Origin of the sequence: Ignavibacterium sp., assembly GCA_032027145.1 — a bacterium.
GTDB lineage: Bacteria > Bacteroidota > Ignavibacteria > Ignavibacteriales > Ignavibacteriaceae > IGN3.
In genome coordinates, this window is record JAVSMP010000001.1 from 2,730,120 (window position 1) to 2,751,179 (window position 21,060).

Here is a 21,060-nt window from a genome sequence, read left to right on the forward strand (position 1 = left end):
GTGTTTTGATTTTAGGAAATTATTGTTGGATAATATTAAAATAAAACTTCTTACTAAAACTAAAATGTTTCAGTTAAATTTCCGAATAATTTTTTTACAGATGTTCATCCATTTTGTTGATTTTCAGATAATCAACAATTTCTTTAACATCCTGAGCCTTATCCCGCCGGCATACAAGCAATGTATCGCCCTGATTAATTACAATTACATTATCAAGTCCGATAACCGCAGTCATTTTATCGGGTGAATAAATATATGAATCATTAACCATATTAGTATAAACTTGCCCAAAGGAAGCAACACCATTTTCATTTTTAGGCGATAATTGATAAACCTCTTCCCAGCTGCCAACATCACTCCAACTGAACGAGCCTTTTGTAAGATACACTTTGGATGATCTTTCCATTATACCGTAATCTATAGAAATTTTTTTAAGCTGGGCATAAATATTTTTTAATTCTTCTTTAAAGTTATTTGAAAACAGACTTTTTTCGATATCAACCAATCCTTCGTGCAGATCTATCATTAAATTTTTTATTTCATCAAGTATTACATCAACTCTCCAAATAAACATCCCCGAGTTCCAAAGAAAATCGCCGCTTTCTACAAACCGGACAGCTGTAGCATAATTTGGTTTTTCGGCAAAGGTAAAAACTTTAAAAATATTATCTGCAACAGGTTTATCATCAATTTGAATATAACCATAACCGGTTTCAGGGCGCGTTGGTTTAATACCGATAGTAACTAATCCTTTTGACTCATTTGCAAATCTTGCAGCATTTTCAATTATGTTTTTAAATTCATCAACATCTTTTATGATATGATCTGCGGGCAAAACAACGGTAATTGCATCCGGGTCTTTTGATTTAATCATTACAGAAGCAAGTCCGATACAGGCAGCAGTATTTCTTCCAAACGGTTCTTCGATAATATTTTCAACCGGTAAATCAGGCAATTGTTTTTTTATCTCAGAACTTTGAAGCTCATTTGTAATAATATAGATCTTATCTTTTTCAACCATTCCTGTCAATCGTTTAACAGTAGCCTGAATCATCGTATCATCACCAAATATATTTAATAATTGTTTAGGCATTCTCTTTTTGCTTCTTGGCCAGAAACGTGAGCCAACACCGCCTGCCATAATTACAGCATATAAATTCATTACTTAGTATCCTTGCTTTTTATTTTTAATAATTGATTGCCAAACCGTTCTGCTTTATTTAAATAATTATTAATATCAACATCTTTACCGCGTACTACTGCTACAATAACAATTAAACAAGCTCTTAAACTTTCTATTACTTCTTTACCTGGCATCAAATCCCGATTCTTAATCAGGATCAGAGCTTTAGAAACAATTCTATGCATGCCTGATAAAATTTCAAATCCGATCTTTCTGGATAATGATGCATTTTCATCCATTATTTTTGAGAACTTAATCAGCTCTTCATATTCAACATCATTATCGGATAATTTTTTTAATAGGTTATCTAATGGTTTAATAGGACTTAAAATTATTGATTCAAAATTCTGAATAATCTCTTCAGTTTCTGTTTCCTCAGCTTCTTCGAAGATAATTTCTTCTTTTATTTCATCTGTTTCAGATTTTTCAAATTGCTGATCATCATAAACCCGTTTAGATAAATCAACTTTTATTTCCTCATTAGAATCAGTATCAGTCCCTCTTAATTTTTCAATTGCAGTTTTAAAAATAGCCGGTGTGCAAATATCAAGCATATGCCCTAAATCTTTTATTAAATACCTGCTGTGCTCTTTAAATTGATCAGACATTTTTAAGAAGTCTATTGGATTCTGTGTTAATGAATTATATATATCGTTTAATCTGATAGCCAGTGTGGAAAGCTCTGTTATTTTTTTCATATTAATAAGATCATCACTAAGCTTATCCGATTTGGTAATAGTTTCTTTAAGCAATGCAACAACTTCAATCTGCTGATTGTTTAACCGCAGGTTATTTGCTGCTATTGATATACTCTGGTTAATATAGTTTTTAATCAGATCCATTATTTTACTAATACTCTTGGAACTCTTTTACTAATTCCACAAAGAACTTCATAAGGAATTGTATTAAGTTTTTCAGACCAATCCCATGCGTCTATTGCTAATTTACCGTTTTTACCAATTAAAATTACTTCGTCGCCGATTTTTATATCATCACGTCCTACATCAAACATTACTCTGTCCATCGTAACAATACCAACCTGATTGTATAATTTACCTTTAATAATTGCTTTAGCTTTGTTGGTTAAATTTCTTGAAAAACCATCAGCGTAACCCATCGGTATTGTAATAATTTTTGTTTTCCGTTTAGTATAGTACTTTCTGCCATAGCTTATTGATTCACCCTTATTAACAATCTTAATAGAGCCTACTTTTGAAATTACTGACATTACCGGATTTAATTTTAACTTTTTTGATGTTTCCAATGATGGATAATATCCATATAAAGAAATTCCAGGTCTAACCATATCATAATATGCTTCAGGAAAATCTAATATTGCACCGGAGTTAGCTGAATATGCAAATCCGAAGTTTATTTTATTTTCTTTAAGTTTATTTATAACAGAATCAAATCTTTTTATTTGCAGTTTTGCAAATTTACTTCCTGCTTCATCTGAGGTTGCAAAGTGTGTATAGATTCCATCGATAATAATTTGTTTAACTTTTGATAATCTCTTTATAAATTCAAATGCATCCTGAAAATCAACACCTAATCTGCGCATTCCTGTATCAATATTTACATGCACCTTTATTTTTCTTTTTGAATTTGTTTTTTTGAGTTCGTCAGTTAATACCTTTATGTGCCTCTCAGTAAAAACAGTTGTTATTAAATCCATCTCAATAATATCTTTTACTGAATCTTCGTCAATAAGATCAAAAATAACTACAGGTTGAGTAACTTTTAATTTTTTTAATTCTATCCCTTCTTCAATAGTGGCAACTGCATAGTAATCAGGTTTTTTATTTCCAAGCGAATTTAATGTTTGAACAACAAACTTTACATTATGTCCGTAAGCATCTGCTTTGACAACTGCCATAACTTTTACATTGCCAACTTTCTTCCGGATGTTCAGATAATTCTTTTTAAGATTTACAGCACTAATTAAAGCTTTTGTTGGACGCATAAATATCTTGAATTGCTTTTTTAGAAATTGTTAAGGTTTACTGATAAAATTTACGAAAATATTGCTATTTGATAAAACGTGCCGTAAGAAAATTGAAAATGCTAAACTTTTACTGCTGAGATTATTAATAATTATTGTCTAAGATTCGTATTCATAACATCAGCCTTAAAAGAAGGAAAGTCTTTTACTGAAATGCACAATGTATTTTAAAATTATTATCAGAGAATTAAATCAGTTAATTAAAAACATAAATTATGCTTTACCTACTTTAACCCTATCTACATTTAAAATATTACTCAAAGAGTACTTGAAAGAAAAAAAGCAAATACAAAACTGGTTAAGGAAACATAAAAGACTATTATTATTGATTAATCAGTTTATATCTGTTAAATCAGTTAAATCCGTGTTCCAATGTATGCAAAATAACAGAATAAGCTTTGAAGAAGCAGAAAATCTAAAATAAAGATTAGTGTGAAACAGCAATTGACACAATAATTTACTAACAATAATTATCAACTTTTCTGAATCATCAATGTTTTTATTTAAGAATTCTTGACATTCCACAAAGGCAATGGTAACTTTGAGCCAATAATTTTTAAAAGTTATGCTAACAGAATTCGGAAAAGCTTTTATTTTTATTTTAATAGCAATGATATTTGTTATTGGGCTTGTATTCCTTTCAAAACTTATTCGTCCCCACAGACCAACAAAAGAAAAGTTATTGACTTATGAATGCGGTGAAAATCCGGAAGGCTCACCTTGGATAAAATTTAATATTAGATTTTATGTTGTCGCTCTTATCTTCCTGATTTTTGATGTTGAGGTTGTATTGCTTATTCCCTGGGCTTTAGGTTACAAAGCATTTGGAATGACCGGCTTCTTAGTTGGCTTAGTATTCTTAGTGCTCTTAGGTATCGGTATGGCTTATGAGTGGCGTAAAGGTGATCTGGAATGGGAAAAGCCAAAAGTTCAACCTCCGGTAATAAATAAGCAGCCTGCAGCAAAAGTAGAAGAAGAATTAGTTGAGGTTTAATGGGTTTACTCGATAAAGAATTTACTGATGGTAACATTGTTATAGCTAAAGCTGAAGACTTAATGAACTGGGCAAGATTGTCATCATTATGGCAAGTTAGTTTTGGATTAGCCTGTTGTGCAATCGAAATGATGGCAACATCAGCATCGCATTATGATTTTGACAGATTTGGAGTTATTCCCCGCCCTTCTCCAAGACATGCAGATATTATTATCATATCTGGTACTGTTACATTAAAAATGGCAACCCGGATTAAAAGACTTTATGAACAAATGCCTGAACCAAAGTATATTATCTCGATGGGCAGTTGTTCTAATAGCGGAGGACCTTACTGGGAGCATGGTTATCACGTTCTTAAAGGTATTGATAGAGTAATTCCGGTTGATGTTTATGTACCAGGTTGCCCACCAAGACCTGAAGCATTATTGGAAGGATTAATTAAACTTCAGGAGAAGATCCGGAAAACAAGTTTAGTAAAAAAATCAACATGAAAAACACTGAAGAAATTTTACAGGTATTAAAAGATAGTTTTCCAGATTTTAGTTTTGAACTTAAATCAGATTTACCTGTTGAAAGTTTTATTATTTGTAGTTCGTTAGTAATTGACAAAGTAGCACACTTTTTACACGATACTGCCGAGCTTAATTTTGATTCGTTAATCAATTTATCCGGAGTTGATGAAATTAAAGCAAATCAATTAAGCGTGTATTATCATCTCGAATCAACAGAATTAAAACATAAATTAGTTTTGAAAGTAGTAACAGATAGAAATAATCCGGAAGTAGCATCCGTTGTTGATATCTGGCAAGGCGCTAATTGGCACGAACGCGAAGCTTATGATATGTTTGGAATTAAATTTTTAAATCACCCTGACCTAAGAAGAATCCTGATGCCTTATGATTGGGAAGCCGGCTATCCTTTAAGAAAAGATTATGAAAATCCTGAGTTTTACCAGGGAATGAAGGTACCATATTAATTATGTCACAAGATTTACTGACAAATACTAAAAGCTCTGTAATCCGCACCGAAGAAATGGTTCTTAATATGGGTCCTCAACACCCATCCACACACGGAGTATTAAGATTAGAGCTTACTATTGAAGGTGAAATTATAACTAAGGTTACTCCTCATATAGGCTACTTACACAGATGTTTTGAAAAGCATTGTGAAGCAATGACTTATCCTCAAATAGTTCCTTATACAGATCGTATGGATTATTTAGCATCAATGGGTAATGAATTTGGCTATGCTGTAGCAATGGAAAAACTTCTTGGTATTGAAGTTCCTCAAAGAGTTGAATATATCAGGGTGATAATGGCTGAGTTTCAGAGAATTGCTTCACACCTTGTTGCTTTGGGTACTTATGGAGCTGATATAGGAGCTTTTACCCCATTCCTTTATTGTTTTAGAGATAGAGAAAAAATTTTACATCTGTTTGAAATTACCTGCGGTGCAAGATTACTTTATAATTATATATGGGTCGGTGGATTATCTCACGATTTACATCCTGACTTTGTTAGAAAAGCAAGAGATTTTGTTAAAGAATTCAGACCAACTATTAAAGAGCTTAATGATCTGTTAAGTTATAATAAGATTTTTATCGATCGTACTGCAAATGTTGGTATCCTGCCGGTTAAAACAGCAATTAATTTTGGAGTTTCAGGTCCAAATTTAAGAGCATCAGGAATTAAGTGGGATATAAGAAAAGATGATCCGTATTCTGTTTATAATAAATTTGATTTTGATATTCCTGTCGGCAAAGGAACGCACGGATCCGTTGGTGATAGCTGGGATAGATATTTCGTACGAATTTTAGAAATGGAAGAAAGTCTTAAAATCATTGAACAGGCGTTAGATCAGCTGCCTGAAGGTGATGTGCAATCAGCAATCCCAAAAAGAATTAAACCAAATGCAGGGCAGGTTTATGGCAGAGTTGAAAATCCTAGAGGAGAATTAGGATATTTTATTATTAGTGATGGCTCTACAACTCCCTACAGAGTTAAAGTAAGAGCTCCTTCATTTGTTACATTGCAGGTGCTTGGAGAATTGTGTAAAGGTTATATGATAGCTGATGTTATTACAATTCTCGGTAGTATTGATATTGTATTAGGAGAGATTGACAGATGATGTACGATTTTTTTGTTGATTTATTTGGAAATACTGTTATTGCAGCAATAGCTTCGGGAATTCTTATGAGCCTGCTGCCGTTGTTTTTGTTTATTCTGCCTTATGCTCTCTTTGCAGTTTTGGCTGAACGAAAAGTTTCAGCACATATGCAGGACAGGCTTGGTCCGATGAGAATCGGCTGGCATGGCTGGAACCAAACTATTGCTGATATAATAAAACTTATTCAGAAAGAAGATATTGTTGCTTCTGATACAGATAAACCATTGTTTAATTTTGCACCCGTTCTTGTTTTTGCTGGAAGCTATGCTGCTTTTGCCGCTATTCCATTCAGTAGTTATTATATAGGCTCAGAAGTTGACTTAGGTATATTTTATATTATTGCAGTTACGGGATTAGTAGTTGCCGGAATATTAATGGCAGGCTGGGCATCAAATAACAAATACTCGCTGCTCGGCTCAATGAGATCAGTTGCACAGATTGTAAGTTATGAAATTCCAACTATGCTGGTTGTGCTTAGTCTGGTAATGGTTAGTGAAACTATGAGTCTGCATAAACTAAGTGAAATGCAGACCGGATATTTCTGGAATTGGTATATCTTTGGCGGTCCCGGCTTTGGTCTCACTAAATTTTTACTCATTCCATCAATGCTGATTGGATTTATTATTATCTATATAAGCACCTTGGCTGAAGTTAACCGCGTTCCTTTCGATATCCCTGAAGCCGAATCTGAACTTGTAGCTGGTTATCATACAGAATATTCAGGGATGAAATTTGCAATGTTCTTTTTAGCTGAATATGCAAATATGTATGCTGTTTCTGCTATTGTTGCTGCACTGTTTTTTGGAGGTTATCAATCACCTGTCGGGTATATTGGAAATTTGTTAGGCGTTGAATGGCTTATACCGATTGAACAGTTTTTTTGGTTTACTGCAAAGGGATTGTTCTTTGTTTTCGTACAAATGTGGCTCCGATGGACATTACCCAGACTGCGTGTTGATCAGTTAATGGCAGTAAGCTGGAAGTATCTGATTCCAATTGCATTTGTAAATCTTATAACCATTGGTTTTATTACGTTAATTTAAAGTTTGAAATGAAAGAATATTTCTCAAATATTTATACAGCTCTGGTAACAATCTTTATCGGTATGAAAGTAACATTAAAGCATTTGTTTGTTCCATCTGTAACAATACAATATCCGGATGTAAAACCTGAATTACCTGAGCGCGAAAGAAATAGATTATATGTAAACATGGATGATTGTATAGGATGCGACCAGTGTGCAAGAGCATGTCCTGTAAGCTGTATTCAAATTGAAACTACCAAAGGTCTGCCTTCAGAGGATCTTGGAAAAACTTCAAATGGAAAAAAGAAAGCCTTATGGGTTACAGGATTTACTATTGATTTTTCTAAATGCTGTTATTGTCAGTTATGTGTTTTTCCTTGTCCAACTGATTGTATTTATATGACTGATGTTTATGAATTTTCAGAATATCAGCGTGATGACCTTATTTTTGATTTTGTAACCTTAACTCCTGAAGAAAGACAGCAGAAGCGCGATAATCTGGCTAAGTTTAATGCAGAAAAAGAAGCTGAAAAGTTAAAAGCTGCATCTGAAACAAAACCAAAAGCTGAAGCTGAGCAGAAAAAAGATTAACCAAAGGAATAATGAATTGAACCTTTACGATTTAATGTTTTACTTGTTTGCTGCATTGACAGTTATTTCTGGTTTTTTTGTTGTAACTAACAGAAATATCATCTACTCCGGTTTCTTTTTATTGTTCACATTCTTTGGTGTTGCTGGTATTTATGTTTTACTTGGTGCAGACTTTGTTGCTATAGTGCAGTTGATTGTTTATGTGGGCGGCATTCTGATATTACTGCTCTTTGGTGTGATGCTTACAAACACGATTACTAATGTAGAAATTAAAACCGGTACCATTAACATTTATCCTGCTACAATAGCTATTGGTTTATTAACCGGTTCATTACTGGCTGCTTTGATAAATTCATCTTGGTTAACAGTATCTACTGCAGCACCTGAGCCAACAACAAAAGCACTCGGTACTTTGCTTATTCAAGAGTATGCACTGATCTTTGAATTACTTGGAATTATTTTATTGATTGCACTTGTAGGTGCAGCATCAATGGCAAGAAGAGAAAAATAATGGAAGTAGGCTTAAATCATTTTTTAGTTGTAAGTACCTTGTTGTTCTCAATGGGTATTTATGCAATCGTAACAAGAAAAAATGCTATTCTGGTTTTAATGGGAATCGAATTAATCCTTAATTCAGCAAATATTAATTTTATCGCATTTTCACGATTTGGTAATTTCGGATTACAGGGTCATCTGATAGCATTATTTGTTATTGTGCTTGCAGCCGCCGAAGCTGCAATAGCACTGGCAATCGTTTTAAATATTTATAAAACATTATCAACTGTAAATATAGATGAGATTGATAATCTGAAAGATTAATAATGACAGAATCAGTTTTAATAAATTTATCAAATGCTATCTTATTCCTGCCCCTGCTGGGTTTTGTTGTAACCCTTCTACTTGGTAAAAAAGTTAAATCAATTTTTCTTTTTGAAGTTTTTATTCTGACTATTGTTCTGATAGCATCAATTGTATTAGCCTTTGGTAAGTTATCTTACTTCGTTGATGATAAAATTACAGCAGAGTTCGAATGGTTCAGGCTTACAGATACCTTCGCAATTAAACTTGGTTTTTTGATTGACAATATTACAGTGCTGATGCTGTTTGTTGTTGCACTTATTAGCGGACTTGTTCATTACTTTTCTATTGCATATATGAAGGGTGATGAAAGATATAACCGTTACTTTGCATATCTTGGTTTGTTTACTTTTTCTATGAATGGAATCGTTCTGACACACAGCATTATAATGATGTATATGTTCTGGGAGCTGGTCGGTCTTTCATCTTATTTACTGATTGGATTTTGGTTTGAGAAAAAATCTGCTGCTGATGCCGGTAAAAAAGCATTCCTCGTAAATAGAATCGGTGATACCGGAATGTTAATTGGAATTTTAATTTTATACCTAACCTATCACACTTTTTCATTTGATCAGATATTTGCTTCTATAAGCTCCGGTGTTTTGCCGTTCAATTCAGAATTCTGGCTGACAATGGCTGGTATTCTTCTTTTTATGGGTGCGATTGGAAAATCTGCTCAATTCCCTCTTCACGTTTGGTTACCTGATGCAATGGAAGGTCCCACTCCAGTTAGTGCTTTAATTCATGCTGCTACAATGGTTGCTGCGGGTGTTTATCTTACTATCAGAATATTCGGCTTGCTTACCGCTGATGCAATGATGTTTATTGCGATTATTGGAATGTTATCAGCATTTATACCGGCAACAATAGCTTTAACACAAAATGATATTAAAAAAGTTCTGGCTTACTCTACTGTTTCACAGCTTGGATATATGGTTATGGCACTTGGAGTCGGAGCTTATAAATTTGCTTTCTTCCACCTGGTTACTCATGCTTTCTTTAAAGCCTGTTTATTTCTGGGTTCTGGTTCTGTTATTCATTCTATGCACCACGAACAGGATATTAGAAATATGGGTGGGCTTAGAAAAAAGATGCCTTTAACTTATGCTACTTTCCTGATTTCATCATTAGCTATTTCAGGTATTCCGTTAACATCAGGATTTTTAAGTAAAGATGGAATACTTGCAAGCACTTTTGCTTTCGGATCGTTAACAGGTTATTGGATCTTTACAATAGTAGGTCTTCTTGTTGCACTTTTAACTGCTTTCTATATGTTTAGATTGATCATTGTTACATTTCATGGTGGACCAAAAGATCAGCATAAATATGAACACGCAAAAGAATCACCTTTTGTGATGGCAATGCCATTAGCAGTGTTAGCAGCATTATCAGTTTTTATTTTCTATACTCCAAATCCTTTAAGTGCAGAACAAGGATGGTTTTTAACCAAATGGATTAATAATCCTGAATTACATTCTCCTAATTCGACACGTTTTGATTTTATGCAATCTGATATGGTTGAACAAGCTTCTGTTTCTGAACATAATTCGATTTTGTATTCTGAACAATATACTGAAGCAATGCACGGCGCTCATTATCCAGCAATGCTCTTATCATTATTTGTTGCAGTACTTGGAATCTTTACTGCATTTGTGTTTTATCAATGGAAAAAAGTTGACGTTGATAAACTTAAAGGTTCATTAAAACCATTATATAATTTTTCACTTAACAAATGGTTCTTTGATGAGTTTTATCAAAAAACATTTGTTGCTGGATTATTCAGCTTCAGCAGACTTATGTACTGGTTTGATTCAAAAATTGTTGATGGAATTGTAAATGGTTCAGCAGCAGTTACGCATGCTCTCTCAACATTTATGGGCGGATTTGATAAATACGTTGTTGACAGATTTGTAAATTTTATGGCGTATTTAAGCGGCTTTTTCGGATTACTTTTCAGAAGAGTACAAACCGGAAAAGTTCAGACATACATCGTACTGGTTATATTCTCGATTATAATTTTTTTCTTTTTCTTTTAAAATAAAAGTTTGAAAAACAGGTAATACAAAAATGAATAATTTTCCGATACTAACTTTTTTAACCTTCCTGCCTATACTAGGAATGGTTATTGTTCTTCTGCTTCCCAAAAAGCAGGTGCAATCAATTAAGATAACTACTCTATTAGTTACAGGAATACAGATAGTATTATCAATCTTTCTTTTAATGGGCTATAATTTTTCTGCTGCAGGTATTAATGACCCAGCCTCCTTTCAGTTTGTAGAAAAATTCAGATGGATTGATATTACCGGCTTTGCTTGGATTGGTAAAATTAAAATTGACTATTTTCTCGGCGTTGACGGATTAAGCACGCCGTTAGTGCTGCTTACAGCTATTGTAGTTTTTATTGCAACAATATCATCCTGGAGTATTGATAAATCTGTCAAAGGATATTTTGCAATGTTTCTTTTGCTTGATACCGGCATGATGGGAACATTTGTTGCCCTTGATTTCTTTTTATTCTATGTTTTCTGGGAATTGATGTTACTCCCAATGTATTTCTTAATTGGTATTTGGGGCGGAGCAAGAAGAGAATATGCTGCAATTAAGTTTTTCCTCTATACTTTATTTGGAAGTATTTTCATTTTACTGGTAATGATAGGTTTATATTTCAGCTCAATGGAAACACTTGCCGATGGTACAAGAGTGTTTACATTTAATATGCTTGAGATGATGAATCCAGCTAATTATACTTCTAACGGAATATTATCTCCATTGAATCCGAATAACTTAAGACTTTTAGCATACATTGCTCTTTTTGCCGGCTTTGCAATTAAAATTCCTATGTTCCCCTTCCATACCTGGTTACCAGATGCACACGTAGAAGCTCCTACAGCAATCAGTGTTATTCTTGCCGGAGTGCTGCTTAAAATGGGAACCTACGGAATACTAAGATTGTGTTTTCCTGTTTTTCCGGAAATTACATATCAGCTTGCATGGTGGATTGCAATGTTTGGTATGATCAACATTATTTATGGCGCATTAACCGCTATGGCTCAAAAGGATTTTAAAAAGCTAATTGCATATTCATCTGTTTCGCACATGGGATTTGTATTACTTGGTATGTCAGGTCTAAATACTATTGGTATATCTGGAGCAATTCTTCAGATGTTTAACCACGGAACAATTACTGCTATGCTCTTTTTAATTGTCGGAGTAATTTATGACCGTGCCCATATCAGAGACTTAGACGCTTTTGGTGGTTTAGGTAAACAAATGCCTATATATACCGGATTTGTAACGATAGCATTCTTTGCAGCAATCGGATTACCTGGTTTGAGCGGTTTCATTTCTGAAGCTTTGGTATTTTTAGGCGGATTTGGTTCAGCTACTACACGTGTCTTTACAGCAATATCAACACTTGGTATTTTATTGGGTGCAACTTATATGCTCTGGACTATGCAGAGAGTATATCTCGGCTCATTAAATGAAAAATGGAAAGAACTGAAAGATCTTACTACAAGAGAGTATTTTATGCTTGTCCCGCTTACAGCTATTGTTATCTTTTTAGGTGTTTATCCCTCGCCTATGCTTGATTTGATGAATACATCTGTAAATGCAATGGTTAAGTTTATTACTGATGCACAGGGAGTTTATAGTGCTTTTAATTCATTCTAATTATTTGAAGTGAATAAATTGATTATACCAGATTTAATAAATAGTCTTAATTCTATTTTACCTGAGATAGTACTATCTCTTACCTTAGTTGCAATTATTCTATCAGATTTGATATTTCATAAAAACAAAAAATATCTGCCGTATATTGCCTTAATCGGACTGATAACAACTTTTGTATTTTTAATAAATCAATTTGGTAAATCTGATCCCGCTTTCCCTGTTTCAGCACAATTGAGTCTTCTTTCACTCGATCCGTTTTCTTTGTTCTTCAAAGTCATCATACTTATTAGTTCGTTCTTAATCATTTTGTTTTCAATGTCATCAAAAGAAATTGAAACTGGTTTAAACAGACACGGTGAATATTACGGACTGATATTTGGAATGATAATCGGTATGTTCTTTATGATCTCTGCAAACGATCTCATTCTGATTTATTTATCATTAGAGCTTCTTTCACTTTCATCTTATATCCTTGCAGGATTTGTAAAAACTTCTCTTAGAAACAGCGAAGCTTCGTTGAAATACCTTATTTACGGTGCAGCATCATCAGGTATTATGCTTTTTGGTATATCTATTTTATTTGGAATTTTTGGCTCGACAAATCTTCAGGAAATAAATGCACTGATTAACACCCCTGCAGCAAGTCAGCTTACTTTTTTAATATCTGTTATTTTAATTTTTGCCGGTATCGGATTTAAAATTTCTGTAGTTCCTTTTCACTTCTGGACACCCGATGTTTATGAAGGCGCTCCGATTACTATAACTGCTTTCCTTTCTGTAGCAAGTAAAGCTGCTGGTTTTGCAGTGCTGATACGCTTTCTTAAGGTTACATTTATTGATTCATTAACCGGAAATGGTTACTGGCAATTGATTGGTTATATTGACTGGCAAATTCTTCTGATTATTATTGCGATTATTACAATGACCTTTGGAAACTTTGCAGCTCTTTGGCAGGATAATTTGAAAAGAATGCTGGCTTATTCAAGCATTGCTCATGCCGGTTATTTAATGCTCGGAGTATCTGTTTTTTCTGATCAAGGTTTAATTGCAGTATTGGTTTACTTCTTTATTTACATGTTTATGAACCTTGGCGCTTTTTACGTTGTTATGCTTATTGCAAATAAAATCAATTCAGAAGATATTGAAGATTATAAGGGGCTCGGTTATTCACTTCCATTTCTTGGAACCTTATTAGGATTGTTTTTGGTCTCACTGACAGGATTACCTCCTACTGCCGGATTTATCGGTAAACTTTATCTCTTCATTGCATTAGTTGATGCAAACATGATAACTGTTGCAATTATCGCTTTGCTGAACACTGTCGTTTCACTTTACTATTATATAAGAGTTTTAAGAGTGATGTACTTGATTAAATCTGAAAAAACTGTTTCTATTAATTTGAACCCGCTTAGTTTTGTTGTGTTGATGTTTATGGCTATCCCTACATTAGTACTTGGGGTTTATTTTAGTCCATTGGTAAACTTTGCTAAAGAGTCAGTACAGTTATTAGGATTTTAATCACACCAGGTTGATAATAAAACTATTTTATTTTAAGTTGATAACCGACTAATTTAGTCTTATTTCAATATGCTAAAACTTTCAAAAAAATCTGAATATGCATTGATGGCTGCCGGATATATGGCAGTTAAAAATCAGGGAACTGCAATTACAGCCAAAGAAATTGCAAATAGTTTTAATCTCTCGTATGAGTTGATATCCAAAGTTTTACAAAGCTTATCAAAAAATCAGATCGTGGTTTCTTATAAAGGTGTTAAAGGCGGATATGTTTTATCAAAATCACCGATTGATATTTCACTAATAGATTTGATCAAAGCAGTTGAGCCTGATTATCAAATTGCAGAATGCTTAAGATATGAAAGCAAAAAATCTTGCTGCTATGAAGAACACTGCACAATAAAGGATCCGCTTGCATCTGTTCAGCAGAAAATTGATAAAGTATTTTTAGAAACTAAGCTATCACATATTATTTAAGTAAAAGTAAATTTTATAAATCAAAGAAGAGTGTAATAATATGAGTAACAAAAATGTTCAGAGCTTATTTGAAAGCTTAAAAATGGAAAATGAAATTTTCTTGAATTATCTGAAAGCTAAATTTCCTCTATTTCATAATTCAAATGTTTTTTCAAGAGATTTTGAATATGGATTAGAAAGCTTTCTTGAAAAAAGAGGAATATACCTATCGTACCAAAAACTCGAAGAGCTTTCTAAACTTTTTTCTGATTACTTTGAATCAACCGGCATATTTGTTAAAACAAGTAAAATAGGCTGGAGATTGAATTATCCGCAATTTGTTACAACAAAACCAGGTGATCCTTTTTCATTTTAATCTAACAATACTCACACTTCTGTCTGAGTAAAATAATGAGAAAATATGAATACAGATAAAACAGAAGCTGAAATTACCGTTACTGAAAAAGCAGTAAACGAGATAAAAAAAATTATGGAGGAAAATAAAATTACTCCGGAATTTGGATTGAGAATCGGAGTAAAAGGCGGTGGAGCTGCAGGATTAACATATTCTTTAGGATTTGATCCTGACACAAGAGATGGTGATACAATTATCGAACAAAACGGACTTAAACTTTTGATAGATGGTAAAAGTTTATTTTATCTAAGCGGTATCCAGTTAGATTATTCTGATGGTTTGAATGGAAAGGGATTTGTTTTTAAAAATCCTAACGATACTAAAAGCTGTGGTTGTGAAGGTTAATTTGAAATAAACAGAGAGGTAACATTTATGCAAAGAAGAAAGTTTATTATTGCATTGGGTAGTATTCCCGCTGTTTCTTTGATTAGTAATACAGAAGACAAGTTAAATAAAATCAATAAATATATAAGGAGAAATACTATGGCTAAATTTGAATTACCCCAACTTCCCTATTCGTATGATGCACTTGAACCTTACATTGATAAAATGACAATGGAAATTCATCATACAAAACATCACAACGCTTATGTTACAAATCTTAATAAAGCATTGGAAGGAACTGAACACGAGGGAAAATCTTTAGAAGAAATGTTTACAATGATTTCAAAACTTCCTGCCGGAGTTAGAAATAACGGCGGCGGTCACTGGAACCATTCCTTGTTTTGGACATTGATGAAACAGAATGGCGGCGGAAAACCAAACGGTAAAGTTGCTGATGCAATTAACTCAGCTTTTGGTTCATTTGACGAATTTAAATCTAAATTCAATACTGCTGCTGCAACTCGTTTTGGTTCCGGATGGGCTTGGTTACTTGTTCAGGATGGAAAACTTGTTGTTTCTTCAACTCCAAATCAGGATAATCCTTTAATGGATGTTGCTGAAGTTAAAGGTACACCAATCTTAGGTATTGATGTTTGGGAACACGCTTATTATCTGAAGTATCAGAACAGAAGACCTGAATATGTTGATAATTGGTGGAATGTTGTTAACTGGGATAAAGTTAACGAGCTTTTTTCTAAAGCATAAGTCTCTTTTGAAATAGTGGAGTTTTGGAATAAAACATTATTAAAATTTCCATCACTCCACTACTTCTTTATTACATTGCTCTATTATTTGATTATTCCATTTTATTTGCATCTTAAATAATATGAAAACAATACCTATTTTCCCGTTAAACTTAGTAGTATTCCCAGGTTCAAAATATCCATTACACATATTTGAAGAACGATACAAGATTTTAATTCAAAAATGTCTGAGGGAAAAATCAGGATTCGGAATTGTTTCTTCATTTGATAATAAAATATCTGATGTAGGTGTTTATGTATTAATAGATTCAGTATTGAAATACTATGATAACGGGGAATCAGATATTGTTGTTACAGGGATTGAAAGATTTTTGATTGCTAATATTTATACTCATCCTGATGGATATAGTATTGCTGAAGTTGAAAAATATACTGATGCCAGTTTTAATATTGATGACAGTCTTATCTCTTATTTGAAATCGAAATTTGAAGAAATTGTTGAATTAGCAAACTATAAACTGGAAGAATCATTCTGGAATAATTTCAAAAATGCAGAGCTTAAATCGTACAAGATTGCAGAAAAATCGGGACTTAGTTATGAGCAGCAACAGGAATTTTTAATCCTGAAAAATGAAAACGACAGATTAACTTATCTGATAAATTATTTTCTATCGATTAAAGAGAAAGTATCTGCTGCAGAAAACCTGAAACGCATTATAATGAATAATGGATATTTGAATTAAGAATATTTTCTTAAAAAGTTATGATATTAATTTTTCGGATTCTCACTTAATAACATAACCGGCTATTTGTAAATCTCACCCTTTCCCATTCAATCCTTCAATAATTTCCTTAAAGCTTGCCAGTCCTGTTTCTACATTTTCAGCAGTCTTTTTCTAACTGTTTCTCCTGCACCGCCTTCAACAAAACATTATCAGGAACAACTACTGCAGCTTTGCCATCTGCTTTGAGCATTGATCGTACATGCTGAACAAAATTCAACTGCTTGTTTGAAGTTGTTGTCCAGAAATCCTGTCTTCCGTAAGTGAGTGCTTCCCTGCAAAATAACGAAAAAAACTTTGGATGGTAAGGATTAGCTACTTTAATAAAGTAAAGTTAACTGGGAAATTCATTAATACACATTCGAATAAGAATCACTTATATAAATAGCAGAGATAAGCGATCAATATCTGTCAATAATTTAATCTAAAAAAGTCTGTTACCTATTTATACTTTTCCTTGATCTGGATTCTATTATTAGCTCTTGCCAGTGCAGCCTCAGCCCTTGTAATATTTATCTTGCTGTTCTTTGCAGATAATCTCTCTTCTGCTCTTTGTTTAGCTTTTAATGCACGTTCTTCATCTATTTCAGATACTTCTTCAATTGAATCAGCTAACACAAGAACCTTGTTGTCAAGAACTTCAATTGTGCCGCCTGCTGTTGCATAGTAATCTGATTTTCCATCAGGCAGATCAACTTTAATCATTCCGACTTCGAAAGTACTGATTATTGGAGCGTGATTTTTTAGTACCTGAAATCTGCCCTTTGTTCCCGGGACTGTAATTGCTTTTATCTCACCATTAAAAGCAGACTTTGATGGAGTAATTATTTCTAAATTTAATTCAAACATTATCCAGCCATCTTTTTAGCATTTTCAATTGCCTCTTCAATTGTACCGACATACATAAACGCTGATTCAGGAAGATCATCATACTTACCATCAATGATTCCCTTGAAACCGCGGATTGTATCTTCCAACTTAACATATTTTCCTGCTTTACCTGTAAATGCTTCAGCTACGTGGAAAGGCTGACTAAAAAATCTCTGTATTCTTCTGGCTCTTCTTACTACAATTTTATCATCATCAGAAAGCTCGTCCATACCAAGAATGTTAATGATATCCTGAAGGTCTTTGTAATGCTGAAGGATCTCTTTACAGTTTTTTGCAACATCGTAATGCTCTTGTCCTAAAATGCCAGGCTCAAGAATTCTTGAAGTTGATTCGAGCGGATCAACAGCAGGGTAAATACCAAGCTCTGAAATCTGACGGCTTAACACAGTTGTTGCATCAAGGTGGGCAAATGCAGCTGCAGGAGCAGGGTCAGTTAAATCATCTGCAGGAACATAAATTGCCTGAACAGATGTAATTGATCCTTTATCTGTAGAAGTAATTCTTTCCTGTAGTGCACCCATTTCAGTAGCAAGATTAGGCTGATAACCAACAGCTGAAGGCATTCTTCCTAAAAGTGCGGATACTTCTGAACCTGCCTGAGTGAAACGGAAAATGTTATCAACAAATAAAAGAACATCTCTTCCCTCTTCATCTCTAAAATATTCAGCAATCGTTAATCCTGTTAAAGCTACACGCAATCTTGCGCCAGGCGGTTCATTCATCTGACCAAATACCAATGCAGTTTTATCAATTACACCCGACTCTTTCATTTCGAGCCAAAGATCATTTCCTTCACGTGTTCTTTCACCTACACCGGCAAATACAGAATAACCTCCGTGTTGTTTTGCAATATTGTCAATCAATTCTTGAATGATTACTGTTTTACCAACACCTGCACCGCCAAATAGCCCTGTTTTACCACCACGGCTGTATGGTTCCATCAAGTCAATCACCTTAATACCGGTTTCAAACATCTGTGTATTAGTAGTTAAATTTTTGAACGCAGGGGCAGCTCTATGAATTGGATATCGTTTTTCTGATTTTATTTCGCCAAGTCCGTCAATTCCATCACCAATTACATTAATCAATCTACCGAGAGTTGCAGGTCCAACAGGAACAGTTATTGGTTTACCGGTATCAAACACATCCATACCTCTAACTAATCCATCAGTTGAATCCATAGCAACTGCTCTTACTCTATCTTCACCGAGATGCTGCTGAACTTCAACCACAAGATCCTCACTTTTGCCTTCTGTAGAGACTCTTGGAATTCTTATTGAGTTATAAATATTTGGAAGATGACCACCTTCAAATTCGATATCAACAACAGGTCCGATAATCTGAATAATTTTGCCTTTTATCTCGCTCATTTTTTACCTTATTAGTTATAATTTAAGTAACAAAGTTAAGTTTAATGCCCTTTTTTTACAACTTTTTTATATCATAAGAATTAAATTTATCTATTCATTTTCAAGCAGTTAATAAATTGAATCTTTTCTCATTTTCCGGTTAATTTCAGACAGTATTTATTAACAAATTGCAGTTCTAAGGTAATTATATTCTTCTTTTACTTTGTCAATTGATTTAGTTATTTTTTATCTTAAATAAATAACTGTGTTCATTAAGATATGGCTTCAATTAAAAAGCAACTGTTAGTTATTCCATCTATCGATATTCAAAATGGAAAAACTGTCAGAATTATTAAAGGAATTCCTGAACTAGACTGCCGTGAATACGATGATGATCCTGTTGAGATGGCAATGCTTTGGCGTGCAGAAAATGCAAAGATGCTGCATATAGTTGATTTTGATGGAGCATTTGATCATTCTAATAAAAATCAGGATATAATTAAAGAAATATGTAATTCCGTAATCATACCAATTGAATTTGCAGGTGGTGTAAGAAGTATTGATGAAGCTAAAGCAATCTTTGATCTTGGAGTTTATCGTATCGCTATCAATACAATGGCATTGGAAAACCGTCCTGAGTTTATAAAATTATTTGAAAAATTCGGACCCACCAAAATAGTACTTTCAATAGATATTCTTAATAATAAGCTTGTATCCCGCGGCAGACAAAAACAATCAGATTTAAATTATTTTGACTTTGTTAAGGAGATGATACAAATAGGAATTGACCGGGTTATTGTTACAGACGTTAATCGTAACGGGGTTATGCAAGGACCTAATATACAGTTATCTAAATCTATTGCTGAAAAATGCAAAGTAAAAGTAACTCACTCAGGCGGAGTTCGAAATAAAGATGAATTATTTGATCTTCAAGAATTAATTCCGATTGGAATAGATTCTGTTATTATTGGAAGAGCATTTTATGAAAACAGATTCCCCTGCCAGAAATTATGGCGGGTAGCTGAATCCGGATTATTTAACTGAGGATTTTATATGGAAAAAGAAAAAGTTGTTCATAGTAGTTTTTGGGTAAATATTTTTAATTCACCTACTGAAGAAACTGATTTAATAAATTCACTTAAATCTATTCCTATATTCAAAGAGCTTAATAAAAGAGATATCACATCACTGATGAGTATTATTCATAGCCGTACTTATGTTGCCGGCGAAATTATATTTTATCAGGGTGATCCCGGAATTGGTCTTTACCTTATCCGTGAAGGAGAAGTTGAAATCAAAAGGACTAATGATTTTGGTCTAGAAAATACACTTGCTGTTTTTTCGCGAGGTGATTTTTTTGGAGAACTTGCACTGGTTGATGGTGAGAAAAGATCTGCATCGGCTGTTGCTAAAACAGCTTGTAAAATATCTGTAATATTCAAACCTGATCTGGACGAATTTATTGAGAAGTATCCAAAGAAAGGGATAAAAATTCTTACCGGTATTTGCAATATTCTTGCATTAAGATTAAGAACAGTCAACGAAGATTTCCATAATCTGCAATACAATAAACCACAAGAGAAAGGGAATGAAGATGGAATCAACAATTAAAAAAGTTCTTGTACCTATTGATTTTTCTGACTATTCCAAAAGTGCATTAAAATATGCAGTTAATTTCTCAAAACTTTTTAATGCTGAAATTATTCTGATATATGTTGTCGAACCTGTTATATATCCTTTGGATTTTAGTATGGGTCAGATTGCTATGCCTTCTTTTAGTACTGAATGGGATACACGTGCAAAAGAGGAGCTTGATAAACTTGCTAAGAAAGAAATTAATTCAAATGTAAAAACTATAATTAAAACGGGAAAACCATTTCTTGAGATCATTGAGACAGCAAAAGAGGAAGATATTGACTTGATTATAATTGCAACTCATGGTCATACAGGTGTAGAGCATATAATATTCGGAAGCACTGCTGAGAAGGTTGTAAGAAAAGCACCTTGTCCTGTTTTAACATTGCGCGAACCAATTAAAGGTTATAATCATAAGGAAGAAAACAATAAAGCTTAG

The 21,060-nt window shown here is 33.4% G+C and carries 25 protein-coding genes; 19 read left to right on the top strand and 6 right to left on the bottom strand.

The genetic code is table 11. The features are described from left to right. Positions 1 to 94: 94 nt before the first annotated feature. From ROY99_11460 to alr, 3 genes are read right to left on the bottom strand one after another with little or no spacing between them, the layout of a single operon-like run. The gene (locus ROY99_11460) at positions 95 to 1,162 is read right to left on the bottom strand and encodes a mannose-1-phosphate guanylyltransferase (GenBank protein MDT3696993.1); all 1,068 of its coding nucleotides are present in this window, start codon (positions 1,160 to 1,162) and stop codon (positions 95 to 97) included. Continuing rightward, complete coding sequence (locus tag ROY99_11465) at positions 1,162 to 2,025, bottom strand: hypothetical protein (protein ID MDT3696994.1); 864 nt, start codon at positions 2,023 to 2,025, stop codon at positions 1,162 to 1,164. Before ROY99_11465 ends, ROY99_11460 begins: the two co-directional genes overlap by 1 nt. Further along, a complete protein-coding gene (gene alr / locus ROY99_11470) occupies positions 2,025 to 3,146 on the bottom strand; it encodes an alanine racemase (protein ID MDT3696995.1) in 1,122 nt (373 codons plus the stop codon). The genes ROY99_11465 and alr overlap by 1 nt, the downstream gene beginning before the upstream one ends. 604 nt (positions 3,147 to 3,750) lie before the next feature. On the opposite strand from alr, the gene ROY99_11475 reads away from it, so the two are divergent. From ROY99_11475 to ROY99_11550, 16 genes are all read left to right on the top strand, one after another. Further along, positions 3,751 to 4,179, top strand: coding sequence for an NADH-quinone oxidoreductase subunit A (locus ROY99_11475; GenBank protein MDT3696996.1), 429 nt, complete (start codon positions 3,751 to 3,753; stop codon positions 4,177 to 4,179). Continuing rightward, entirely contained in the window at positions 4,179 to 4,670 is a 492-nt protein-coding gene (nuoB, locus tag ROY99_11480; GenBank protein MDT3696997.1) for an NADH-quinone oxidoreductase subunit NuoB, read from the top strand. Before ROY99_11475 ends, nuoB begins: the two co-directional genes overlap by 1 nt. After that, a complete protein-coding gene (locus tag ROY99_11485) occupies positions 4,667 to 5,155 on the top strand; it encodes an NADH-quinone oxidoreductase subunit C (protein MDT3696998.1) in 489 nt (162 codons plus the stop codon). The genes nuoB and ROY99_11485 overlap by 4 nt, the downstream gene beginning before the upstream one ends. 2 nt (positions 5,156 to 5,157) lie before the next feature. Continuing rightward, positions 5,158 to 6,306 (top strand): NADH-quinone oxidoreductase subunit D, encoded by a 1,149-nt coding sequence (locus ROY99_11490; protein ID MDT3696999.1) that lies wholly within the window; start codon positions 5,158 to 5,160, stop codon positions 6,304 to 6,306. After that, the gene (nuoH, locus tag ROY99_11495; protein ID MDT3697000.1) at positions 6,303 to 7,388 is read left to right on the top strand and encodes an NADH-quinone oxidoreductase subunit NuoH; all 1,086 of its coding nucleotides are present in this window, start codon (positions 6,303 to 6,305) and stop codon (positions 7,386 to 7,388) included. Before ROY99_11490 ends, nuoH begins: the two co-directional genes overlap by 4 nt. Before the next feature lie 8 nt (positions 7,389 to 7,396). Then, the gene (locus ROY99_11500; protein MDT3697001.1) at positions 7,397 to 7,960 is read left to right on the top strand and encodes an NADH-quinone oxidoreductase subunit I; all 564 of its coding nucleotides are present in this window, start codon (positions 7,397 to 7,399) and stop codon (positions 7,958 to 7,960) included. A gap of 16 nt (positions 7,961 to 7,976) precedes the next feature. Continuing rightward, a complete protein-coding gene (locus ROY99_11505; GenBank protein ID MDT3697002.1) occupies positions 7,977 to 8,471 on the top strand; it encodes an NADH-quinone oxidoreductase subunit J in 495 nt (164 codons plus the stop codon). Next, positions 8,471 to 8,779: an NADH-quinone oxidoreductase subunit NuoK gene (gene nuoK / locus ROY99_11510; protein MDT3697003.1), complete on the top strand. Its 309-nt coding sequence runs from the start codon at positions 8,471 to 8,473 to the stop codon at positions 8,777 to 8,779. Before ROY99_11505 ends, nuoK begins: the two co-directional genes overlap by 1 nt. A 2-nt stretch (positions 8,780 to 8,781) precedes the next feature. Next, positions 8,782 to 10,854 carry an NADH-quinone oxidoreductase subunit L gene (nuoL, locus tag ROY99_11515; protein MDT3697004.1) on the top strand — a complete coding sequence of 691 codons (2,073 nt, stop codon included), beginning with the start codon at positions 8,782 to 8,784 and terminating at the stop codon, positions 10,852 to 10,854. A 31-nt stretch (positions 10,855 to 10,885) separates the two neighbouring features. Next, the gene (locus ROY99_11520; protein MDT3697005.1) at positions 10,886 to 12,490 is read left to right on the top strand and encodes an NADH-quinone oxidoreductase subunit M; all 1,605 of its coding nucleotides are present in this window, start codon (positions 10,886 to 10,888) and stop codon (positions 12,488 to 12,490) included. A gap of 9 nt (positions 12,491 to 12,499) precedes the next feature. Beyond that, positions 12,500 to 14,008 (top strand): NADH-quinone oxidoreductase subunit N, encoded by a 1,509-nt coding sequence (locus tag ROY99_11525; GenBank protein MDT3697006.1) that lies wholly within the window; start codon positions 12,500 to 12,502, stop codon positions 14,006 to 14,008. A 69-nt stretch (positions 14,009 to 14,077) separates the two neighbouring features. After that, a complete protein-coding gene (locus tag ROY99_11530; GenBank protein MDT3697007.1) occupies positions 14,078 to 14,482 on the top strand; it encodes an Rrf2 family transcriptional regulator in 405 nt (134 codons plus the stop codon). Positions 14,483 to 14,564: 82 nt separating this feature from the next. Further along, on the top strand, positions 14,565 to 14,837 hold the full coding sequence (locus ROY99_11535; GenBank protein ID MDT3697008.1) for a hypothetical protein: 273 nt from the start codon (positions 14,565 to 14,567) through the stop codon (positions 14,835 to 14,837). A 45-nt stretch (positions 14,838 to 14,882) separates the two neighbouring features. Then, positions 14,883 to 15,221: an iron-sulfur cluster assembly accessory protein gene (locus ROY99_11540; GenBank protein MDT3697009.1), complete on the top strand. Its 339-nt coding sequence runs from the start codon at positions 14,883 to 14,885 to the stop codon at positions 15,219 to 15,221. A gap of 138 nt (positions 15,222 to 15,359) precedes the next feature. Continuing rightward, positions 15,360 to 15,965 carry a superoxide dismutase gene (locus ROY99_11545; protein MDT3697010.1) on the top strand — a complete coding sequence of 202 codons (606 nt, stop codon included), beginning with the start codon at positions 15,360 to 15,362 and terminating at the stop codon, positions 15,963 to 15,965. 121 nt (positions 15,966 to 16,086) lie between these two features. After that, complete coding sequence (locus tag ROY99_11550; protein MDT3697011.1) at positions 16,087 to 16,707, top strand: LON peptidase substrate-binding domain-containing protein; 621 nt, start codon at positions 16,087 to 16,089, stop codon at positions 16,705 to 16,707. A 139-nt stretch (positions 16,708 to 16,846) separates the two neighbouring features. On the opposite strand, the gene ROY99_11555 is transcribed toward ROY99_11550, so the two are convergent. The 3 genes from ROY99_11555 to atpD all read right to left on the bottom strand — a co-directional run bounded on the left by ROY99_11555 (position 16,847) and on the right by atpD (position 19,007). Beyond that, positions 16,847 to 17,071 carry an N-6 DNA methylase gene (locus ROY99_11555; protein ID MDT3697012.1) on the bottom strand — a complete coding sequence of 75 codons (225 nt, stop codon included), beginning with the start codon at positions 17,069 to 17,071 and terminating at the stop codon, positions 16,847 to 16,849. Positions 17,072 to 17,187: 116 nt separating this feature from the next. Further along, positions 17,188 to 17,595: a F0F1 ATP synthase subunit epsilon gene (locus ROY99_11560; GenBank protein ID MDT3697013.1), complete on the bottom strand. Its 408-nt coding sequence runs from the start codon at positions 17,593 to 17,595 to the stop codon at positions 17,188 to 17,190. After that, a complete protein-coding gene (gene atpD / locus ROY99_11565; GenBank protein ID MDT3697014.1) occupies positions 17,595 to 19,007 on the bottom strand; it encodes a F0F1 ATP synthase subunit beta in 1,413 nt (470 codons plus the stop codon). The genes ROY99_11560 and atpD overlap by 1 nt, the downstream gene beginning before the upstream one ends. A 258-nt stretch (positions 19,008 to 19,265) precedes the next feature. Between atpD and ROY99_11570 the strand changes: the two genes are divergently transcribed. Genes ROY99_11570 through ROY99_11580 form a run of 3 tightly spaced genes read left to right on the top strand, consistent with a single transcriptional unit; the run spans position 19,266 to position 21,060 of the window. Then, entirely contained in the window at positions 19,266 to 20,030 is a 765-nt protein-coding gene (locus tag ROY99_11570) for a 1-(5-phosphoribosyl)-5-[(5-phosphoribosylamino)methylideneamino] imidazole-4-carboxamide isomerase (GenBank protein ID MDT3697015.1), read from the top strand. Positions 20,031 to 20,039: 9 nt separating this feature from the next. Further along, positions 20,040 to 20,597, top strand: coding sequence for a cyclic nucleotide-binding domain-containing protein (locus ROY99_11575; protein ID MDT3697016.1), 558 nt, complete (start codon positions 20,040 to 20,042; stop codon positions 20,595 to 20,597). Next, on the top strand, positions 20,581 to 21,060 hold the full coding sequence (locus ROY99_11580; protein ID MDT3697017.1) for a universal stress protein: 480 nt from the start codon (positions 20,581 to 20,583) through the stop codon (positions 21,058 to 21,060). The genes ROY99_11575 and ROY99_11580 overlap by 17 nt, the downstream gene beginning before the upstream one ends.

What these genes read in the sequence shown, in the direction of transcription:
- ROY99_11460 (MDT3696993.1), bottom strand. Translation starts at nt 1,162, where the DNA reads ATGAATTTATATGCTGTAATTATGGCAGGCGGTGTTGGCTCACGTTTC.
- ROY99_11465 (MDT3696994.1), bottom strand. Translation starts at nt 2,025, where the DNA reads ATGGATCTGATTAAAAACTATATTAACCAGAGTATATCAATAGCAGCA.
- alr (MDT3696995.1), bottom strand. Translation starts at nt 3,146, where the DNA reads ATGCGTCCAACAAAAGCTTTAATTAGTGCTGTAAATCTTAAAAAGAAT.
- ROY99_11475 (MDT3696996.1), top strand. Translation starts at nt 3,751, where the DNA reads ATGCTAACAGAATTCGGAAAAGCTTTTATTTTTATTTTAATAGCAATG.
- nuoB (MDT3696997.1), top strand. Translation starts at nt 4,179, where the DNA reads ATGGGTTTACTCGATAAAGAATTTACTGATGGTAACATTGTTATAGCT.
- ROY99_11485 (MDT3696998.1), top strand. Translation starts at nt 4,667, where the DNA reads ATGAAAAACACTGAAGAAATTTTACAGGTATTAAAAGATAGTTTTCCA.
- ROY99_11490 (MDT3696999.1), top strand. Translation starts at nt 5,158, where the DNA reads ATGTCACAAGATTTACTGACAAATACTAAAAGCTCTGTAATCCGCACC.
- nuoH (MDT3697000.1), top strand. Translation starts at nt 6,303, where the DNA reads ATGATGTACGATTTTTTTGTTGATTTATTTGGAAATACTGTTATTGCA.
- ROY99_11500 (MDT3697001.1), top strand. Translation starts at nt 7,397, where the DNA reads ATGAAAGAATATTTCTCAAATATTTATACAGCTCTGGTAACAATCTTT.
- nuoK (MDT3697003.1), top strand. Translation starts at nt 8,471, where the DNA reads ATGGAAGTAGGCTTAAATCATTTTTTAGTTGTAAGTACCTTGTTGTTC.
- nuoL (MDT3697004.1), top strand. Translation starts at nt 8,782, where the DNA reads ATGACAGAATCAGTTTTAATAAATTTATCAAATGCTATCTTATTCCTG.
- ROY99_11520 (MDT3697005.1), top strand. Translation starts at nt 10,886, where the DNA reads ATGAATAATTTTCCGATACTAACTTTTTTAACCTTCCTGCCTATACTA.
- ROY99_11530 (MDT3697007.1), top strand. Translation starts at nt 14,078, where the DNA reads ATGCTAAAACTTTCAAAAAAATCTGAATATGCATTGATGGCTGCCGGA.
- ROY99_11535 (MDT3697008.1), top strand. Translation starts at nt 14,565, where the DNA reads ATGGAAAATGAAATTTTCTTGAATTATCTGAAAGCTAAATTTCCTCTA.
- ROY99_11540 (MDT3697009.1), top strand. Translation starts at nt 14,883, where the DNA reads ATGAATACAGATAAAACAGAAGCTGAAATTACCGTTACTGAAAAAGCA.
- ROY99_11545 (MDT3697010.1), top strand. Translation starts at nt 15,360, where the DNA reads ATGGCTAAATTTGAATTACCCCAACTTCCCTATTCGTATGATGCACTT.
- ROY99_11550 (MDT3697011.1), top strand. Translation starts at nt 16,087, where the DNA reads ATGAAAACAATACCTATTTTCCCGTTAAACTTAGTAGTATTCCCAGGT.
- ROY99_11560 (MDT3697013.1), bottom strand. Translation starts at nt 17,595, where the DNA reads ATGTTTGAATTAAATTTAGAAATAATTACTCCATCAAAGTCTGCTTTT.
- atpD (MDT3697014.1), bottom strand. Translation starts at nt 19,007, where the DNA reads ATGAGCGAGATAAAAGGCAAAATTATTCAGATTATCGGACCTGTTGTT.
- ROY99_11570 (MDT3697015.1), top strand. Translation starts at nt 19,266, where the DNA reads ATGGCTTCAATTAAAAAGCAACTGTTAGTTATTCCATCTATCGATATT.
- ROY99_11575 (MDT3697016.1), top strand. Translation starts at nt 20,040, where the DNA reads ATGGAAAAAGAAAAAGTTGTTCATAGTAGTTTTTGGGTAAATATTTTT.
- ROY99_11580 (MDT3697017.1), top strand. Translation starts at nt 20,581, where the DNA reads ATGGAATCAACAATTAAAAAAGTTCTTGTACCTATTGATTTTTCTGAC.